Source organism: Bradyrhizobium liaoningense (genome assembly GCF_018130785.1).
GTDB lineage: Bacteria > Pseudomonadota > Alphaproteobacteria > Rhizobiales > Xanthobacteraceae > Bradyrhizobium > Bradyrhizobium liaoningense_A.
Map to the genome: position 1 here is coordinate 139,545 of NZ_JAFCJT010000018.1, position 19,212 is coordinate 158,756.

16 protein-coding genes and 1 pseudogene are annotated in these 19,212 nt (G+C 64.9%); 13 read left to right on the forward strand and 4 right to left on the reverse strand.

Features of this window, described 5'->3' with window-relative positions; translation table 11 throughout:
* Window positions 1–11 precede the first annotated feature (11 nt).
* Together JQ627_RS28515 and JQ627_RS28520 are read left to right on the forward strand one after the other, a co-directional pair.
* Complete coding sequence (locus JQ627_RS28515) at window positions 12–599, forward strand: hypothetical protein (RefSeq protein WP_212487695.1); 588 nt, start codon at window positions 12–14, stop codon at window positions 597–599.
* Window positions 600–661: 62 nt separating this feature from the next.
* Window positions 662–1,261 (forward strand): YdcF family protein, encoded by a 600-nt coding sequence (locus tag JQ627_RS28520; RefSeq protein ID WP_212487674.1) that lies wholly within the window; start codon window positions 662–664, stop codon window positions 1,259–1,261.
* A 14-nt stretch (window positions 1,262–1,275) separates the two neighbouring features.
* On the opposite strand, the gene JQ627_RS28525 is transcribed toward JQ627_RS28520, so the two are convergent.
* Window positions 1,276–2,619 (reverse strand): PLP-dependent aminotransferase family protein, encoded by a 1,344-nt coding sequence (locus JQ627_RS28525; RefSeq protein ID WP_212487675.1) that lies wholly within the window; start codon window positions 2,617–2,619, stop codon window positions 1,276–1,278.
* A 185-nt stretch (window positions 2,620–2,804) separates the two neighbouring features.
* On the opposite strand from JQ627_RS28525, the gene JQ627_RS28530 reads away from it, so the two are divergent.
* Window positions 2,805–3,041, forward strand: a complete 237-nt coding sequence (locus JQ627_RS28530; protein ID WP_212487676.1) for a DUF1127 domain-containing protein — start codon at window positions 2,805–2,807, stop codon at window positions 3,039–3,041.
* Window positions 3,042–3,177: 136 nt separating this feature from the next.
* Here JQ627_RS28530 and JQ627_RS28535 read toward each other — a convergent pair whose 3' ends face one another.
* Complete coding sequence (locus JQ627_RS28535) at window positions 3,178–3,603, reverse strand: universal stress protein (protein WP_014493977.1); 426 nt, start codon at window positions 3,601–3,603, stop codon at window positions 3,178–3,180.
* A gap of 71 nt (window positions 3,604–3,674) precedes the next feature.
* Window positions 3,675–4,211 carry a histidine phosphatase family protein gene (locus tag JQ627_RS28540; RefSeq protein WP_212487677.1) on the reverse strand — a complete coding sequence of 179 codons (537 nt, stop codon included), beginning with the start codon at window positions 4,209–4,211 and terminating at the stop codon, window positions 3,675–3,677.
* 195 nt (window positions 4,212–4,406) lie between these two features.
* Here JQ627_RS28540 and JQ627_RS28545 point away from each other — a divergent pair, with 195 nt between their 5' ends.
* The 9 genes from JQ627_RS28545 to JQ627_RS28585 all read left to right on the forward strand — a co-directional run bounded on the left by JQ627_RS28545 (window position 4,407) and on the right by JQ627_RS28585 (window position 17,984).
* The gene (locus tag JQ627_RS28545; protein ID WP_212487678.1) at window positions 4,407–5,861 is read left to right on the forward strand and encodes an FAD-binding oxidoreductase; all 1,455 of its coding nucleotides are present in this window, start codon (window positions 4,407–4,409) and stop codon (window positions 5,859–5,861) included.
* 86 nt (window positions 5,862–5,947) lie between these two features.
* A complete protein-coding gene (gene msrB / locus JQ627_RS28550) occupies window positions 5,948–6,460 on the forward strand; it encodes a peptide-methionine (R)-S-oxide reductase MsrB (RefSeq protein ID WP_212487679.1) in 513 nt (170 codons plus the stop codon).
* Between the two features lie 200 nt (window positions 6,461–6,660).
* Window positions 6,661–8,922: a flagellar hook-basal body complex protein gene (locus JQ627_RS28555; RefSeq protein ID WP_212487680.1), complete on the forward strand. Its 2,262-nt coding sequence runs from the start codon at window positions 6,661–6,663 to the stop codon at window positions 8,920–8,922.
* Between the two features lie 34 nt (window positions 8,923–8,956).
* Window positions 8,957–10,840 (forward strand): flagellar hook-associated protein FlgK, encoded by a 1,884-nt coding sequence (flgK, locus tag JQ627_RS28560; protein WP_212487681.1) that lies wholly within the window; start codon window positions 8,957–8,959, stop codon window positions 10,838–10,840.
* A gap of 20 nt (window positions 10,841–10,860) precedes the next feature.
* Window positions 10,861–12,744, forward strand: coding sequence for a flagellar protein (locus tag JQ627_RS28565; RefSeq protein ID WP_212487683.1), 1,884 nt, complete (start codon window positions 10,861–10,863; stop codon window positions 12,742–12,744).
* Between the two features lie 72 nt (window positions 12,745–12,816).
* A complete protein-coding gene (locus tag JQ627_RS28570; protein WP_212487685.1) occupies window positions 12,817–13,599 on the forward strand; it encodes a hypothetical protein in 783 nt (260 codons plus the stop codon).
* Complete coding sequence (locus JQ627_RS28575) at window positions 13,589–15,232, forward strand: hypothetical protein (RefSeq protein WP_212487686.1); 1,644 nt, start codon at window positions 13,589–13,591, stop codon at window positions 15,230–15,232. Before JQ627_RS28570 ends, JQ627_RS28575 begins: the two co-directional genes overlap by 11 nt.
* A gap of 2 nt (window positions 15,233–15,234) precedes the next feature.
* On the forward strand, window positions 15,235–16,488 hold the full coding sequence (locus JQ627_RS28580; protein ID WP_212487688.1) for a RimK family alpha-L-glutamate ligase: 1,254 nt from the start codon (window positions 15,235–15,237) through the stop codon (window positions 16,486–16,488).
* Window positions 16,485–17,984, forward strand: a complete 1,500-nt coding sequence (locus JQ627_RS28585) for an aspartate aminotransferase family protein (protein ID WP_212487690.1) — start codon at window positions 16,485–16,487, stop codon at window positions 17,982–17,984. The genes JQ627_RS28580 and JQ627_RS28585 overlap by 4 nt, the downstream gene beginning before the upstream one ends.
* Window positions 17,985–18,066: 82 nt before the next feature.
* Here the strand turns inward: JQ627_RS28585 and flbT are convergent, their stop codons facing one another.
* The gene (gene flbT, locus JQ627_RS28590) at window positions 18,067–18,507 is read right to left on the reverse strand and encodes a flagellar biosynthesis repressor FlbT (protein ID WP_212487691.1); all 441 of its coding nucleotides are present in this window, start codon (window positions 18,505–18,507) and stop codon (window positions 18,067–18,069) included.
* Window positions 18,508–18,823: 316 nt separating this feature from the next.
* On the opposite strand from flbT, the pseudogene JQ627_RS28595 reads away from it, so the two are divergent.
* Window positions 18,824–19,212: pseudogene (locus JQ627_RS28595) on the forward strand (flagellin); the annotation flags it as partial.

Consider the following 19,212-nt stretch of genomic DNA (forward strand, 5'->3'; position numbering starts at 1 on the left):
TGATGGGGAAGATGCAGGTTTCGGAAGCGCAGGGCGCCTCGGTCACGAGCTACGCCTACAAGGCGTCGCTGATCGGCTCGGCGCATCGTTTCGAGCTGACGGACGAGGGCCTGTCCTGGCACATCGCCGGCCGCTCCGGCCTGTGGCGCTACGATGAGATCAGTGCAATCCGATTATCGTTTCGCCCGGTGTCGATGCAGCAGCATCGCTTTCGCGCCGATGTCAGCCACGCCAGTGGCGGCCGCATCAGGATACTGTCAACGAGCTGGCAGACCGCAGCGCTGATGGCGCCGCAGGACAACGGCTTTCGCGTGTTCATCGTCGAATTGCATGGGCGGATGGCCAAGGCGGGCAGCCACGCGGCGCTCACCGCCGGCCTCGGCCGCAAGACCTATGCGGCGGTGCTGGCGTTCTTGGCGGTGCTGACGGTCGCGATGGCGGGGCTGCTGATCCGCGCGCTCCTGATCGGCGAATTCGCAGGCGCGCTGTTCATCATCGGCTTTGCCGCGCTGTTCGTCTGGCAGGTCGGCGGCTTCGTCCGGCGCAACCAGCCGCAGAGCTACGGCTTTGATCGTGTGCCGAAGGCCTTGCTGCCCTAGGTGCAATCGGCCGCAATCAAACGTGACTTCGCGCCCCTGCGCCGGTGTCGCATCGTGGGGCCATGTCAGACATGCATCGTGCCACGCGTCCGCTTGCGGCGCATGAGATCGCCGAGATCAACCGGACGCATCTGATCGATACGCCGCTCCGGCCGGCCGACCTGTTGTTCATGTTCGGCACCCGCGAGGACGTCGGCTTGCGCGCCGACACCGCCGCAAGGCTGTGGCGCGAGGGCCTGTTCCGCTGGTCGATCGTCAGCGGCGGTGTGACACCGGGCTCGGAGCAATCCGAGTGCACCATCATCAAGGCGGCGATGGCCAAGGCGGGCATTCCGGCGGACCGGATCCTCGAGGAGCATCTTGCAATGAACACCGGCGAGAACGTGATCTTCTCGCTGCCGATCATCGATGCGGCGCTTGGCCTGCAAAATATCCGCAGCGTGATCTGCCTCGGCAACAGCTGGACCGCGCGGCGCTATCCGATGACGCTGCACCGGCACTGGCCGGAGGTTGAGAAGATGCTTCTGACCGTGGACAGCTTTGCCACGCCGCGCGCGCTCTGGCACACCGATACCGAGTTCCGCCGTCGCGTGCTGCACGAATGGGACAAGATCGAGCCGTACAAGGCGAGGGGTTTTATCACGGAATGGCCGGATGCCTGACCGGCAAAGGGAAGCTACTCCGTCGAGTCGAAGTCCTCTTCCTTGGTGCCGAGCAGCGACACGAGCGTGCGCAGGCCGGAATCGAGCTGCTCGGGCGAGGGCGGGGCGAGCGCGAGCCGCACCGCGTTCGGTGCATGTCCATGCGCAATTGCAAACGTCGAGGACGGCGTCAGCGCGATGCCGCGCCGGGCCGCTGCGGCGACGAAGGTCTGCGAGCGCCAGTGTGGCGGCAGCGTGAGCCAGAGATGATAGGAGCGCGCGTCGGCCGCGATCTGGTAGCCGGCAAGCAGCCTTGCAGCGGTCTGCTGCCGGCGCGCAGCGTCGATCCGTTTCAGCCGCGTCAGCTCGGCGACGGTGCCGTCGGCCATCAGCCGCTGCCCGGACGCAAGCGCGTGGCCCGAGGCGATCCAGCCGCCGGTCCGGACCGCGCTCATCACGCTCTCGCGCAGATGCGGCGGGGTGACGAGGATGCCGAGCGCGAGGCCCGGTGCGACCTTCTTGGACAGGCTGTCGATCACGATGCAACGGTCCGGCCCGAGCGCTGCCAGCGGCGTGTCGTCGGCGAGGAAGCCGTAGACGGCGTCCTCGATGATGGTGAGATCGAGCTTCTCGGCGACGCGCATGATGTCGGAGCGCCGCGTCGCGTTCATGGTGACGCCGAGTGGGTTCTGGATGATGGGCTGGAGATACAGCGCCGACAGATGCGCCTCGCGATGCGCCTTCTGGATCGCATCGGGGCGCGCGCCGTATTCGTCCATCGGAATCGGGACCAGCGTCACGCCGAGCCGCGCCGCGATGCTCTTGACGTAAGGGTAGGTCAGCGCCTCGACGCCGCAGCGGCCGCCGGTGGGAACGAGGGCGGCGAGCGCGGCAGCGAGCGATTGCTTGCCGTTGGCGGTGAAGACGATCTGCTCGGCCTGCGGCGCAAAATCCTTGCGCGCGAGATAGGCGACGGCAGCATTACGCGCGCTCTTGGTGCCGGTGCTGGTCGAGACGCGCAGGGCGGATTCGAGAGCATCGACGCGCTCGAGCCCGGCAAGGCTCTTGGCGATCATCGCCCATTGCTGCGGCAATAACGGATAATTGACTTCGAAATCGATCCGCGCGTCGCGCGGCTCGCTCAACGCCTCGACCTCGCGCTTGATGTCGCCGGAAATGAAGGTGCCGCGGCCGACCTCGCCGACGACGAGCCCGCGGCGAAGCAACTCCGTATAAACCCGGCTCGCGGTCGAGACCGCGATGCCGCGGTCATAGGCAAAGTTGCGCTGTGGCGGCAGCCGGTCGCCGGGCCTTAACGTGCCCTTAGTGATATCGGCCGCAATGGCATCGGCAAGCTTCACGTATTCGAACTTGGACATTATTGCACCGAGAGCAATGTTTTACTTGCTCCGAGCAGTGTACTGGAGCATTTAAGTTCCATCAAGTTCCGCGATTGAGCCGAGGAGAGCGAGAGCAATCCGATGGCAAATGAGGTGCAGGCGTTCACAGCGTCCGCGCCAACGGCACCTGCTTCGCTGCGCGGACAATAGGCCGGAGAAGAAAAATGACCACGATCTCGCAAACTGCCGGGCGGAGTTTACGCCCATCCTCATCGAGCGGTTTTTTCCGCACGCTCGCCAATTTCGCCTATGCGCTGTTCGATCGCCTCGAGCATCGCTCGGCCGTCAAGACGTTGAACGAGCTCGACGACCGCGCCTTGCGCGACATCGGGATCACGCGCAGCCAGATCGAGGATGCCGTCTACGGGCAGTTCAAAGCCGAGCTGACGCGGTATCTGTAAGGATGATCGTCATGGCCGGGCTTGTCCCGGCCATCCACGCACCACCGCATGTGAGGAGAGATGTGGACGCCCGGGACAAGCCCGGGCATGACGACTGAAGTTGCGGCTTTTCAACAGCGCATGCGCGTCGCTACGATCAGTGCCTGACCACCAGCACCGAGCACTTCGCGTATCGCACGACATGCCCGGCGTTGGAGCCGAGGAAATAGGTGCGCATCGCAGGTCTATGCGAAGTCATCACGATCAGATCGGCCTTCATGTGCACGGCCTCCTCGAGGATCTCGTGATAGATGCCGCCCTGGCGCACCACGCTGGAAATGCGTCCTGCCTCGATGCCGGATTCGCGCGCGACGATGGCGAGGGCTTCCTCGGAGGTCTGGCGCTGCTGCTCGTCGAAATCGGCCGGCACGTATTCGGCGAGCATCACCGGCGTCATCGGCAGCACGTTGAGCAGTCGTATCGATCCGCTCCAGGTCTGCGACAGCGTTACCGCGGTCGCGAGCGCCGGCTTGGCCAGATCGGTATCGGCGAGGTCGATGGGCACGAGGATGGACTTGAACATCTGCGCCTCCAAATCTTCCAGTCAGCTTGTGACCAAGCTGGATCGACCGGTCGAGACGGCGCCCGCGCGTCTCAACCCGATCGAAGCAGCTTGGGGCTGACGAACAGCACCAGTTTGCCGCGGCGGTAGGCCACGTGACTCCAATCCTTGACGTCAAAGTCGAAGATCGCAAGCCCTGACGTGGGGAGGTTGTGGGCGAGCGCCTTGGCGCCGGCCGAATCGCCGCCGCCCATCAGCATCAGCGCGGCCTCGTGCATGCCGGGATTGTGGGCAATCAGCAGCAACCGCTTTGGGTCGGCCGGAACGGTTGCAGTGCGAACGGATTCCAGAATCTGCGCGGGATCGGCGCCGTAGAGTTCCGGCAGGACCTCGACCTGCGGGGCGGCGACGCGGTCCTTCATTGTCTGCCAGGCGATGTCCCAGGTCTGCCGGGCCCGGACGGCATGCGACACCAGCACCGCGTCGGGGAAGGGAGGATGGGCGGCGATCCAGTCCCCGATCTGCGCGGCGTCCTTGTGGCCGCGTTCGTCGAGGCGGCGATCCTGGTCACGGCCGCTCGGCGCGTCAGTCTCGGTCTTGGCGTGACGCAGCAGCATCAAACGGCGCATGGCATTCTCGAATCGTTCCACGTCCAGAATAATCTACGGGCGCCGGTTGAGGACAAGGTAACAAGCACCAGATCGGTCCTTCAAAGCGCGATGACATTAGAACGAATCGTCATTGCGCTTTAGGTTGTTATTTTGAGCATGATCTGTTCGGAAAACCGCTGCACACTTTTCCGGATCATGCTCTAAGAAAACGACATGAGCGAGACTTTCACAAGCGTGTCCCAGGAAGAAGCCGGCTTTCGCGAGCGCACGCGGCTGTCGTTCGATCTCGATGCCGACATCTGCGTGATCGGGGCCGGGCTGGCCGGGCTCTCCATCGCGCTGGAGGCAGCCCGGCTCGGAGCCAGCGTCGCGGTGCTCGAGGGCCGCCATATCGGCTGGAACGCCTCCGGCAACCAGCTCGGCACCGTGGCGCCGGGCTTTGCGCTGCCGCTGACCGATCTGATCGAGCGCATCGGCTTCGAGGACGCACGCGAATTGTGGACGCTGTCGAAGGCGGGCGCCGAGTTCGTCCTTGCCAACGCCACCGAGGAGAACATGCCCGGCATCGGCCCGAGCCATGGTGTGCTGGAGGTCTCCAACGTCGATGCCGGCGACCGGCTGATCAGCCGGTTGCAGATGTTGAACGAGGATTTCGACACCGAGGTCGAGGGCTGGCAGGTGGCTCGCGTCCGCGAGGTGCTCAAGACCGACCGCTACTTCCACGGCGTCTATTATCCCCAGGCAATCCAGGTCGACGGCCGCAAATATGTGCACGGCCTTGCAGCGTTGGCGCGGCGGGCAGGCGCCCGGATCTTCGAGGACACGCCGGTCGTCAGCATCGATCATTCCGGCATCCGCAAGCGGATCGTCACGCCCTCGGCGCGGCTGCGCGCCACGCACATCGTGCTCGCCGGCAACATCCACCTCGGCGCGCCCTTGAGGCGCCTGTCGGAGACGCTGCTGCCGGTCTGGCGCTATGCCGGGATTACCGCGCCGCTCGGCGAGCGGGTGCACGAGATCATCGCGTTCAAGGGATCGGTGATGGATTCCGACGGGGTCGATCACTTCCGCATCGTCGACGGCGACCGGCTGATGTGGGAGAGCCCGGAGACCACTTGGGCTGCGCGGCCGCAGCGCTTTGCGGGGAGCGTCAAGCGGCGCATCCGCACGATCTTCCCTGAGCTCGGCGATGTCGAGATTACCGATATGTTCGGCGGCGCCACCGGCCAGACCGTGCACGGCATGCCGCAGATCGGTCAGCTGCGCAAAGGCCTTTGGGTGGCGAGCGGATTCGGCCGCCAAGGCATGAACACCTCGGCCATGGCCGGCCAACTGATCGCGCGCAGCATCCTGTGGGGCGACGAGCGCTGGAAGCTGTTCTCGCCGTTCGAGCTGGTTTGGGCGGGCGGAGCGACCGGGCGGGTTGCGGGCCAGATGGTGGGAATGTGGGGCAGGGCGAGTTCCGCCGCCGCCGGTTCGCTCGCCAGGTACCGCGAGCGGGCGCGGGTCAAGGACCGGGAACGCGAGGCACGCCTCGCCGCAGCCAACCGGGCCGCCGGGACCGGTCCGCGCCGTCCGCCGCCCGGTGTCCGGCCGCGTCCGGCCCCGCCGCCGGAACCCGCGGCTGCAGCCCCGGAACCGGCGCCGGAGGACACCGTCTCGCAATAAGTTGAGAAAAACTCCGCCTGGAAGTGTAACGTCGGCCGTTAGAGCCCGTATCTCAGGGCGTGGACTCCCCGCGCACGGAGAATGAGATGTTTGACCGCCGCATCCTGTTGACGACTGTCGCCGGCCTGTTCGGCCTTTCGGCCTTTCGCTGGCTGAGAGGAACGCCGGCCGAGGCTGGAGAGAAGGCCGCGCAAAAATTTGAGATCGAGAAGACGGACGCCGAGTGGCGCGCCCAGCTCACGCCGCAGCAATATGAAATTCTCCGCAAGGAGGGCACCGAGAGACCGGGCTCCAGCCCGCTGCTCAAGGAACACCGCAAGGGCATTTTCGCCTGCGCCGGCTGCGATCTTCCGCTGTTCTCTTCCGACACCAAATTCGAGAGCGGCACGGGCTGGCCGAGCTTCTACCAGCCGATCGAGGGTAATGTCGGGAAGACCGAGGACCGCACCTTCGGCATGGTGCGCACCGAGGTGCATTGCCGGCGCTGCGGCGGCCATCTCGGGCACGTCTTCGACGACGGTCCGAAGCCGACCGGATTGCGCTACTGCATCGACGGTTTCGGGCTGGTCTTCCACCCCGCGGCGGCGTCGGCCACGTAGGCTGCGCTTCTGTCATTCCGGGGCGATGCGCCCCGGCAATTGTTGCCGGCCCGGCAATTGTGCCCCGGTCATCTGGCCGGGGTATGTTTATTTAAGTCATTGATTTCATGAGAATACCCGCATTGGCATAGCCTTTGCGACTGTCTCCCCGACTGCGGCCATGCGTTGGCGCCGCCGAGATCGGATTTGGAGACAAAGTTATGGGTATCTTCGATGCAATGAACACCTCGGTGGGTGGCCTGCAGGCGCAGTCCTACGCGCTGCAGAACATTTCAGGCAACATCGCGAACTCATCCACCACCGGTTACAAGGGCATCGGCACCAGCTTCGTCGATCTCATTCCCGACTCCTCGGTGCCGAGCAAGCAGGTCGCCGGCGGCGTGACGGCCAACGCCAAGGCCACCATCACCACCCAGGGCACCATCTCGGGCTCCTCAGTCGCCACCAACATGGCGATCACCGGCGACGGCTTCTTCTCGATCCAGAAGGCGACCGGCGTCGTCGATAACGTGCCGGTGTTCAGCGGCGTCACCTATTACACGCGGCGCGGCGACTTCCAGCTCAATTCCAACGGAAATCTGGTCAATGGCGCCGGCTACTATTTGATGGGCGTCACGGTCGACCCGAAGACCGGCAACCCGCAGGGCAACGTTGCGACCGTCCTGAAATTCCAGAACAACTTCATCCCGGCGCAGGCGACCACCTCGATCCAGTACGCGGCGAACCTGCCGACCCAGCCGAACACCGTTGCGAGCACGACGGCGTCGACCGGCACGCTGCTGGCGGCTGGCGGACTTAATCCGTCGGACTTCTCGGCCAACCCGCTGCCGGTCGGCACGCCGCCCGCGCCCTATGCCAACGCAATGGTTTCCGGTGCGGCCGCCACAGGCAACATCCGCTCCGCTTACTCGTCGACGACCGGGACGGGTACGGTTGCGCTCCAGAACAACTCTTCGGCGGTGGCCTCGACCACCACGTCCCTCGATAATTCGGTGGGTACCCATCTCGCCCCGAGCATCCTCACCGCGCTGAGCGGTCAGACCCTGACGATCAACGGTCACACGATCACTTTCGACAACAGCACGACCGTCACGCCAAGTGGCAGCAACACGACAATCGGCCTCGGTGCGGGCACGACTGCCACGGTGGCCAGCATCCTGAACGCGATCCAGACCGCAGGTGGCGCTGGCGTCACGGCGTCGCTGAATGCCAGCGGCAACATCCAGATCTCGAGCGGCACCGGCACCGACGTGGCGATCGGCAGCGGCACGGCAGCCACCGCGCTCGGCATCAGCAGCGTGACGCGCGGCGGCAACGTGCTGTCCTCGCCCGCGATCTCGGGCTCCACGGTGCTGAGCGGAACCGCGACGGCCGGCGGCGCCCAGGTGCTTTCGTCGGGCTTTACGGCGGGCCCCCCCGCGGACACGATCACCGTCAACGGTCAGACGCTGACCTTCGTCGCCTCCGGTGCGTCCGGTCCGAACCAGATCAACATCACCGACAACATCACGACCCTGCTCGGCAAGATCGACGCTCTCTCCGGCGCCTCGGGGTCGTCGATCAGCAGCAGCGGCGTGATCACGCTGAACACCGGCACCGTCTCCAACCTGTCGGTGTCCAGCTCGAACAGCGCGGCGTTTGCCGCCCTCGGCTTCACCTCGACCATCACCAAGAATCGCGATGGCGGCGGCACCGCCGGCACGGGCGGCGTAGTCGGCAACGACGTCGCGACCTTCACCAAGGAGTCGATCAGCGGCGGCGCGGTCACCGCCTACAACGCCGCCGGTACGCCGGTGAATCTGCAATTGCGCTGGGCCAAGACCGACAGCGCCTCGCTCGGCGCGGGCCATTCCGATACCTGGAACCTGTTCTACCAGACCGATCCGAATGCGACCGGCACGACGGTCGGCTGGGTCAATACCGGACAGGCCTTCACCTTTGCCTCCGACGGCTCGCTGACCTCGCCGAGCGGCTCGGGCATCACCATCAACAACGTCAGCGTCAGCGGCCAGTCGCTCGGCTCGGTCGCCTTCAACATCTCCTCGGGCGGCCTGACGCAATATGCCAGCACCAGCGGCGCGGTGACCATCAACACCATCACCCAGAACGGCTACGCCGCCGGTCAGCTTCGCTCGGTCGCCGTCAACAACAACGGCCTCGTGGTCGGCACCTTCTCCAACGGCCAGAACCTCGATCTGGCACAGGTATCGTTGTCGCACTTCAACGGCACCAATTACCTCAAGGCCCTCGACGGCGGCGCTTACGCTGCGACCGAACAGTCGGGGCCCGCGATCGACGGCGCTTCGGGCACCATCAGCGGCTCGTCGCTGGAAGGCTCGAACACCGACATCGCCGACGAATTCACCAAGCTGATCGTGACCCAGCAGGCCTATTCGGCCAACACCAAGGTGATCACGACGGCGAATTCGATGGTGCAGGACCTCTTGAACGTGTTGCGCTGATCGGCGCGTGACGTAACCAAAGGCGGCCAGTGACATGGGTTTGAGTTCAGCCCTCGCCAGTGCGATGAGCGGTCTGCGTGCCAACCAGGCCGCGCTCTCGATCGTCTCCTCGAACGTCGCCAACTCGCAGACGCCGGGTTACGTCGTCCAGACGCCGAACCAGATCGAGGTCACCACCGGCGACTTCGGCTCGACGGCGATGACAACCGGCGTCAGCCGGGAGCTCGACACCTATGTGCTGAACCAGCTGCGCACCGAGACCGGCGGCAGCGGCTACGCCGACCAGATGGCCAACATCCTGAAGCAGCTTCAGAATGTCTATGGCACCCCCGGCAACAGCGGCACGCTCGAAACCGCGCTGAACAATTTCACCACGGCGTTGCAGGCACTGTCGACCAGCGCGGGCTCGTCGTCGGCGCAGACGGTTGCCCTCGGCGCGGCGCAGGCGCTGGCCCAGCAGCTCAACGTGACCACCAAGGGCATCCAGTCGCTGCGCTCCAACGTCGAGCAGGATCTCGGCACTTCGGCCCAGCAGGCTAATGCGGCGATGCAGAAGGTGGCCGACATCAACACCAAGCTTCAGGGCCTGTCGGCAAACGACCCGTCCGCCGCGACGCTGATGGACCAGCGCGACCAGGCCATCAACACGCTGTCGAAATATGTCGACGTTCGCGTCACCACCGACGGTTCGAACCAGGCCAACATCTACACGACCACCGGTATCCAGCTCGTCGGCGCCGGGCTTGCTTCGCAATTCACCTTTGCTTCCGCCGGCGCCCTTTCGGCGACCTCGCTCTACAACATCGATCCGGCCAAGTCCGGCGTCGGTGCGCTCAACATCAAGCTGCCGAACGGCTCGCAGCTCGACGTCGTCGCCAACAACGTGGTCTCCTCCGGCCAGATCGCGGCTGATCTGAAGCTACGCGACCAGACGCTGGTGCAGGCGCAGAACCAGATCGACCAGCTCGCCGCCACGATGTCGAGCGCGCTGTCCGACAAGACCACGGCCGGCAGCACGGTGTCCGGCCCGCCGGCCGGTTTCGACATCGATCTCGCCGGCGCGCAGCCGGGCAACACCGTCAACCTCACCTACACGGACACGACCACCAATACGAAGCGCCAGATCACGCTGGTCAACGTGACCGATCCGGCAGCGCTGCCGCTCCAGAATGCGACCAACGCCAACCCGATGCAGATCGGCGTGAATTTCTCCGGCGGCATGGGCGCGATCGCGTCCGCGCTCAACACCGCGCTGAACGGCACGCATCTGACATTCGCCGCCGCGCCGTCGCCGGCCACCGCTACGACGCTGCGCGTCACCGACGACAACACCGGCCTCGCCAAGGTCAATTCGACATCGAGCACCAAGACGATCTCGTCGCTGACCTCGGGCAATCCGCAACTGCCTCTGTTCACCGACGGCGGACAGGCACTCTACACCGGCGCGATCACCGCGTCGGGCTCGCAGATGACCGGCCTTGCCGGGCGCATCGCCGTAAACACGCAACTGGCCGCCGATCCGACCAGGCTGTCGGTCTACAGCACCTCGCCGGTGACGCCCGCGGGCGATACCACGCGCTCGGATTATCTCTATTCGCAGCTCACCTCGGCGGTGTTCTCCTATTCGCCGCAGAGCGGTCTGGGCTCGGCGAGCCAGCCCTTTACCGGCAGTGTTTCGAACTATCTCCAGCAGTTCCTGAGCGTCCAGGGCAACGCCGCGACGCAGGCGACCCAGCTCCAGCAGGGCCAGAGCGTCGTGGTCTCGACGCTTCAGGCGAAATTCAACTCCACCTCCAGCGTGAACCTGGATTCCGAGATGTCGAACCTGATCCAGCTTCAGAATGCCTATGCCGCCAACGCCCACGTCATGTCGGTGGTGCAGAGCATGATGAACACGTTGATCCAGGCTCAAGTGTAACCAGTACAGGGCTCTGAAACATGTCGATCAGCAGCATCAACTACTCTTCGTCGGTCCTCGGCTCGCAGATCCGCAACATCAATCAGCAGCTCACCGACCTGTCGACGCAGCTCTCGACCGGCAAGCTGTCGCAGAACTATTCCGGGATGGGCACCAACGAGGGCTTTGCGATCGCCGGACGCTCGCAGATCTCCAACATCGCCGCCTATACCGACACGATCACGAACGTGAACGTCAACATCAACCTCGCCAATACCGCGCTGCAGTCGCTGACGACGATCCGCAACACGGTGCAGACCGGCTCGGCCAGCACCGCGCAGGATCTCAACGTCAACGGCCAGACCGTCGCGCAGAACACGGCCGCCGCGCAGTTCGGCTCGATGGTCGGTGTTCTCAACACGCAGTCGGGCAACCGCTATCTGTTCTCCGGGACGGCGTTCAACACGCAGTCGGTTGCCAATGCCGGCGACATCATCAACGGCACGACCACGCAGGCGGGCTTCAAGACCGTCATGGCGGAACGCCAGGCCGCCGACCTCGGCGCCAACGGCATGGGGCGGCTGGTGCAGACGCAGCCGACGCCGAGCTCGGTGCAGGTGTCCGAGGACGTCGCTGGATCGCCGTTCGGGCTCAAGCTCTCTGCGGTGTCCTCGACGCTGACTGGCGCGACCATCACCGGGCCGAGCGGATCACCTGTGTCGTTCACGGTCGATCTCAACGGCGTCAACCCGAACAACGGCGACAAGCTAAGCGTCCAATTCACGCTGCCGGATGGTTCGACCGAGCAGATCGACCTGACCGCATCGACGGCCACGCCAACGCCGCTCGGCAGCTTTGCGATCGACGCGAGCGTCCCGGTCAACCCGAACAATACCGCGGCCAATCTCAACACGGCGCTGAACGCCGCGATCACGAAGCTCGCCAATACCTCGCTGGTGGCGGCGTCCGCGATCACGGCCGGCGACAATTTCTTCAACACCGCAAGCTCTGCGATCGGTACACCCGTCAACAACCAGGCGGCGCCGCCGGCTCCGATCACCGGAGCAACGGCGCTGTCCGGCGCGAGCCCCTCGAATTCGATCTCGCCGGGCTTCGTCGCCGGTGACACCATCACCGTGAACGGCACCACGCTGACCTTCGTCAGCTCGGGCGCGACCGGCAACCAGCTCAATGTCGGCGACGGCATCCAGACGCTGATGAGCAAGATCGACGCGATCACGGGCACGTCGAAGCCTTCGTCCGTGCATGGCGGTTCGATCACGATCAACACGGACGACGCGGCGAGCCTCAACATCACGACATCGAACACGGGCGCACTCAACGCGCTCGGTTTCAGCTCGACGCCGGTCACCGCCACGCAGCCGCCACTGCGCGTCGGTTCTTCACCGGCGAGTTCGGCGACGACGCTCGTCAACGGCTCGGCCAATACGGTGAAGTGGTACACCGGCAATGACGGGCCAGGCTCGCCGCGCTCCACGGCGATGGCGCGGGTCGACGATTCAGTCACGGTGCAATATGGCGCGCAGGCCGACGAGGACGCGATCCGTCAGCAGTTGCAGGCGATCGCCGTGTTCGGGACGTTCTCGACCTCGCCGACCGGGCAGTATGCGGGCGGGCAGGTTGCGGCGCTGAGCTTGAGGGTGACGCAGGCGCTGACGAAGCAGCCCGGCCAGCAGCACCTCGAGGACATCCAGACCGACCTCGCGATGGCCCAGAACACCATGAAGGACGCAAGCACGCGCCAGACCCAGGCCAAGGCGCAGCTGCAGTCCATCATCGACCAGGCGGAATCGGCCTCGCCGGACCAGGTGGCGAGCGAGATCCTGTCGCTCCAGAACGCGCTTCAGGCGTCCTATCAGGTTACCTCGAACCTCGCGCAGCTCTCGCTCGTCAAGTTCCTGTAGGTGCGCATTAAGGCGCCGTTAACCATGCCTCTTTACCTCTTGGTGAGGATTTGAGCGGGGGCGGAGCCGTCAATGTCGGACAAGATGCAGCTGGTGGTGGCCACGCCGTGCTTCGGCGGGCAGGTCTCGAGCATCTATGCGAGCTCGATCTTCGCGCTCCAGCGCGCCGTGCACGGCATGTCCAATCTTGAGCTCAAGGTGCTCTTGCGCGACGGTGACGCGCTGATCACGCGGGCGCGGGCCAATCTGGCTGCGATGTTCCTGGACGATCCAAAGGCGACCCATTTCCTGTTCATCGACGCCGACATCGGCTTCAAGCCCGAGCAGGTGTTCCGGCTGATCGAGTGCGGCGCGGATGTTGTTGCCGGCTGCTATCCGATCAAGCGGGTCAACTGGGACAAGGCGAAGCGGGCGATCGAATCCGGCCGCGCCGATGTGCCGGCCGCCTCGCTCGACTATGTGCTCGAGATCGAGGACCCCGACCGCATCGTGGTGGTCAACGGGTTTACCCGCGTGCGCTACGCCGGCACCGGCTTCCTGATGATCCGCCGCCACGTGCTGGAGGCGATGTGCCGTCATCCGGCCTATGCGGGCCTGCAATTCTTCCGCGAGCATTCGCACGATACGCTGGCGGCGAGCCAGAACCGCTTCGCCCTGTTTGAATGCATGATCGACCCGGCGACCGGCACCTATCTCTCAGAGGACTTCGCTTTCTGCAAGCGCTGGACGGACATCGGCGGCGAGATCTGGGCCGACATCCAGAGCTCGCTCGATCACGTCGGGCCGTCGGTGTTCCACGGCGACATCGCTTCGCAATTCGCAGCCGCGCCCGCGGCGGCGGCCGATGCGGCGTGAGCCTTCCGGGATGAGCGCCGGCGCATCCAGTCTGTCGGACACGGAGCGCGCGTTCGACGGCGCCTCGCGCTACCGCCTGCGCGATCTCTTCACACCACTGGACACGCTTCTCGTCTCCGGCGGAGATCCGCGGCTGGCGCTCGACGCTGGGGATCGCGTCAACGCCTATGGTTGTGCGGCCGCGCCGGAGCCGGAAATCTGGAATTTCGCCTCCTCGACGGCATCGACGATCTCGCAATTCGCCTATGACCGCGCCGCGCTGGCACGCGAAGAGCTGGTGCACAGGTGCCTGTTCGACGAGGTCGAGATTGCCTTCGATGCGCGCTGCGAGGACATGCGCGAGGAGTTGCGCGGCCATCTCCAGCTCTCGCCGCGCGTCGACGTCATTTTCTCGCCGTCCGGCACGGATTCCCAGCTCCACGCCCTGTTCCTGGCGCGTGCGGTGCTCGGCGCGCCTCCCGTGACGATCGTGGTCGGCGCCGACCAGACCGGCAGCGGCACGGTTCATACCGCGCGCGGACATCATTTCAGCTCGATGACGGCGAGCGGCTTTGCGGTCCGCAAGGACGGCGCAGTCGCGGGGCTCGCCGGCGACAGCATCGCGGTGCCGCTGCTCGATGCCGTATCCGGCATCGCAATGCGCACCGATACGGACGCCGAGGTAATGCGTGCAGTCGAGAACAGCCTCGCGCAAGGCCGGTGCGTTCTTCTCCACATCATGGATTCGTCAAAACTCGGCTGGCGCGCGCCGAGTGCTGCCTGCCTCGATGAGATCGCGCGGCGCTGGTCGCGCAAGGTTCAGGTCGTCGTCGATGCCTGTCAGGCGCGGCTGAGCCGCCGCCGGCTGCGCTCCTATCTTGATCTCGGCTACATGATTTTGATGACTGGCTCGAAGTTTTTCGGCGGGCCCGCTTTCAGCGGCGCGCTGCTGGTGCCGAAAGGGCTGTCGCGATCGCTCGACCGGATCGAGGGGATTGCGCCGGGCTTCTTCGACTATGCGGGCCGCAGCGATTGGCCGATGGCGTGGACGGCGCTGCGCTCCCGCTTCGAGCGCCGGCCGAATTTCGGACAATGGCTGCGCTGGGAGGCGGCGCTGGCGGAGATCGGCAGCTATTACGCCGTGCCCGGGGCTTTTCGCGTCAAGGCGCTGGCCGAGCTGGCCGCCGGCATCGACAGCATGATCGCGCTGTCGCCGTCGCTTCAACCCGTTCCAACCGCGACCGGGAAGACTGCCGCGGACGACGAGGAGTTCGCGCACGCCACGATCTTTCCGTTCACGCTGCTGCGCGACGGCAAGCCGGTCCCGATTGCCGAGACCGGCGCCGTTCATCGGGCGCTGGCGCGTGACATGAACGAGGAGATCAACGGCAGCGCAGCGGACCGGCAGGTCGCCGCGCAGCGCTGCCTGATCGGCCAGCCGGTCCGGCTGGAGCGGCCGGACGAGGGGCCGCAGGCCGTGCTGCGGCTCTGCGCCGGCGCCCGGCTCGTGACCGAGGCCTGGTCGCCGGATCCGGTGCAGGCCCAACGCAATGTGCAGCACATCCTCGATCGCATCGCCCACGTCCTGGTGAAGATCGAGCTGCTGCTTGACCGCGGCATGGCTGTGCCGGGGAAGTTTGTGCTCGAGGCCTGAAGATGCTGCATCCTGTTTCCGCGCCGAACGGCGTGACTACGCCAAACTATTCCGACCGCATCGGCTTTGCGCAGCTGACGCGGCGGGCCTTCGAGGGCGGCGATCTGCATCCGTTGCGCGAGCATCTTCTGTCGCGGATCGCGGAGGGAACGGCGGAGGCAGGCGAGGGCCTCGATCTGTCGCTGATCGCCCAGCTTCTCGGCGAGAAGGAAGCCGGGCTCGTGATCCAGACCGAGGTGCTCTCCTTCCACCAATTGTTTCGTACGCCGTGCGCGGTTTCGAAACCGCGCCTGCGCGTGCTCGCGCTCGCGGCCGATATCGACATGGGTGGCAATACCCCGATCGAATTCCTGCTCGAAGGTTCCGACATCGAGCTGCTGACGCTGTACGTGGTCAAGGGCGTCGGTCTGCCCGAGACGTTGCCCGATCACGATGTCGCCATCGTGGTCGCCTCCGATTCCGAGGAATGCCGCGAGACGCTCGCCGTGATCGAACAGGCTGCGCCGCGCTGGCCGCGGCCGCTGCTCAATCGCGCTGAGCTGATCGGAAATCTCGATCGCGACAAGCTATTCCGGTTGCTGGCGGGTATCTCTGGTCTCGACATTCCCGTGACCGCGCATGCGACGCGCGCGCAATTGTCGGAGCTTCTGGAAGGCAAGATCGCCTGTGCGGACATCACGGGCGAATTGCGCTTTCCGATGATCGTGCGGCCGCGCGGGACGCATGCCGGCGTCGGACTCTCGAAGGTTGACGATGCTGCGGCGCTCAAGGCCTATCTTGTCGAGCGGCAGGAGCAAGACTTCTTCGTCGCGCGCTTCGTCGATTATGCGAGCCCCGACGGGCTTTACCGCAAATATCGTCTCACCATGGTGGACGGCAAACCTTACGCCTGCCACATGGCGATCGCCGACCGCTGGGACATCTGGTATCTCAACGCCTATATGGCCTTCAGCGAAGAGAAGCGAGCTGAGGAGGCCACCTTCATGCTGGACTTCGACAGCGCTTTCGCTGCGCGTCATCGCAATGCGCTCGACGAGATGAGCAAGCGCGTCGGTCTAGACTATTTCATCGTCGATTGCGCCGAAAACCAGAGCGGCGAGCTGCTGGTGTTCGAAGCCGACAACACCGCCGTCGTGCACAACATGGATCCGCCTGCGGTGTTTCCGTACAAGCCGCCGCAGATGCGCAAGATCTTTGCTGCGTTCACCGCGATGCTGTCGCGGCATGCAAAGGCCGGCGAAGGGCGTGCAGCATGAACGAGATCATCCGCAACACGCAAAGCTCCGTCACGCATACCTCGCTCGATCCGCAGGACTGGAGCGAATTCCGTGCGCTTGCCCATCGCATGCTCGACGATGCGATCGACGGCATCGCCAATGTTCGAGCACGCCCGGTGTGGCAGCCGATTCCCGATGCGACCCGCGTTGCAGTTAGGACCGACTTGCCGCGCGAGGCAAACGATCTTGCTGATGTCTATCGCGAGTTCACTGAACATGTCGCGCCATACGCGACCGGCAACGTCCATCCCGGCTTCATGGGCTGGGTGCATGGCGGCGGCACCGCGGTCGGCATGGTCGCAGAGATGCTCGCAGCCGGCCTCAATGCCAATCTAGGCGGACGCGATCACATGCCGGTCGAGGTCGAGCGCCAGATTGTCGAATGGATGCGCCATCTGTTCGCCTTTCCGCAAGACGCGAGCGGCATCTTCGTCACGGGCACGTCGATGGCCAATCTGATGGCGGTGCTGGTGGCGCGCACCGCTGCGCTCGGCACGCTGGCGCGGCAGCACGGCATCGGCAATGATGGCGCGCTGCTCACGGCCTACACGTCGCAGGCGGCGCATGGCTGTGTCTCCAGGGCGATGGACATTGCCGGGCTCGGCGCCGATGCGCTGCGCAAGATCGATGTCGATGCCGATCATCGCATCGACGTCGCCGCGCTGCGCGCGCAGATCGCGACCGATCGCGAAGTCGGCTTCAAGCCGTTCCTGGTGGTCGCATCTGCCGGCACGGTCGATATCGGTGCGATCGACGATCTCAAGGCGGTCGCGGAGCTGTGCCGCGAGGAGGAAATCTGGTTTCACGTCGATGGCGCTTTCGGTGCGCTAGCGATCTTCTCGCCCGAGCTTGCACCAATGCTCGGCGGCATCGAGCTCGCCGACTCCATTGCGCTCGATTTCCACAAATGGGGACAGGTGCCCTACGACGCCGGCTTCCTGCTGGTGCGCGACGGCGAGCAGCACCGGCAGGCCTTTGCGCAGCCTGCGGCCTATCTGCGCCGCGAGGCGAGGGGACTTGCGGCGGGCGCGGTCTGGCCGTGCGATCTCGGCCCCGACCTGTCGCGCGGCTTCCGCGCGCTGAAGACCTGGTTCACGCTGAAGACGTTCGGCACCGACAGGCTGGGCGCGGTGATCGCGCGAAGCTGCGCGCTGGCAAAATATCTCGAGGCGCGCGTTATCGCCGAGCCGCGGCTGGAATTGCTGGCGCCGGTCAATCTCAATATCGTCTGTTTCCGCTACCGCGCCGATGATGCGGTCAACCGCGAGATCGTCGCCGACGTTCAGGAGTCCGGCATTGCGGCGCCGTCGAGCACGACGCTGGACGGCAAGTTCGCGATCCGCGCCGCGATCGTCAATCACCGGACCGACGAGACAGATATCGACGCACTTTTGGCAGCCGTGCTTGAGTTCGGCGCGCGGCGGCTCAGCGACGCGGTGATCGAGGTCGAGGCGCCGCCGCTCGCGGCGCAGTGAGTAGGACGCGCAAGTCGAAACGACAACGGCCCCGGAGATGATCCGGGGCCGGTTTCGTTTGAGGTGTTCGGATGCGCGTGGATCAGGCGGCGGTGCTGACGTCGTTCTTGGCCGCTTCGTCCTTGGGATGGGTCGCCTGGAACTGCTCACGCAGCTTGTCTTCATAGGCAATCAGCTTGCGGGCGTCTTTCAGTGCCCGGTAGAGATCGCCGCTCATGATGTTGTTGTTGATGCTTTCGATGATCGGCCAGGCGCTCGGCACGGCGGTGACGATGTCGCGCACCAGGTTGAAATAGGTGCCGTGCTGGCTCTGCGGATCCGGCGAGATGTACATGAGCTGGACCGCCAGATAGACGAGCTTGGCGGGCGTATCGGCGGTCTCCGGCGTGAGGATGTCGCGTTCGCGCAGGATCGGCACGTTGTCGCCGTCGATCAGGAGGCGGGCGCGCTGGTCGGTGTTGGTTATCACGCAGTTACCGACGATGATGCGTTCGTGCGGTCTGAGCTCGACCTTGAGGGCCATGCCTGTTCTCCATCAACGCTTTCGTAACCGAGCGTGTGTTGCGGCGGATCAGGGCGCAATACTCCATCAAGACTAGTTAACGAGTTGTGAATCTCCGGCGCTCACGCGAAAAACATCAATCTTTTCAAAGATAAGATCGCGCGGCAATGCAGCGGCAATCGCGTCCGCGCGCCCCGAATCGCGCCGCGACTCAGCAAAAGCGCCGATTTCATTTCATGCTTCGTTAGATTCTCGGCGCCACGGTCCGCCGGTCGCTGGGTCCATCTCGATCCAAGCAGACGCGTAACAGTAGCGTTTACCAGAAAGGTAACAGCGTATGTCCGGTATCGTCCTTTCCTCCTCGGTTCGTCAGAACCTGCTCTCCCTCCAGTCCACCGCTGACCTCCTCGCCACCACGCAGAACCGTCTGTCGACCGGCAAGAGCGTCAATTCGGCCCTGGACAATCCCACCAACTTCTTCACCGCCCAGTCGCTCGACAACCGCGCCAGCGACATCAACAACCTGCTCGATGGCATCGCCAACGGCGTGCAGGTGCTTCAGGCCGCCAACACCGGCATCACCTCGCTGCAGAAGCTGATCGACTCCGCGAAGTCGATCGCCAACCAGGCGCTCCAGACCACGGTCGGCTACTCCTCGAAGTCCAACGTCTCGACCACGATCGCCGGCGCGACCGCGTCCGACCTGCGCGGCACGACGACCTATGC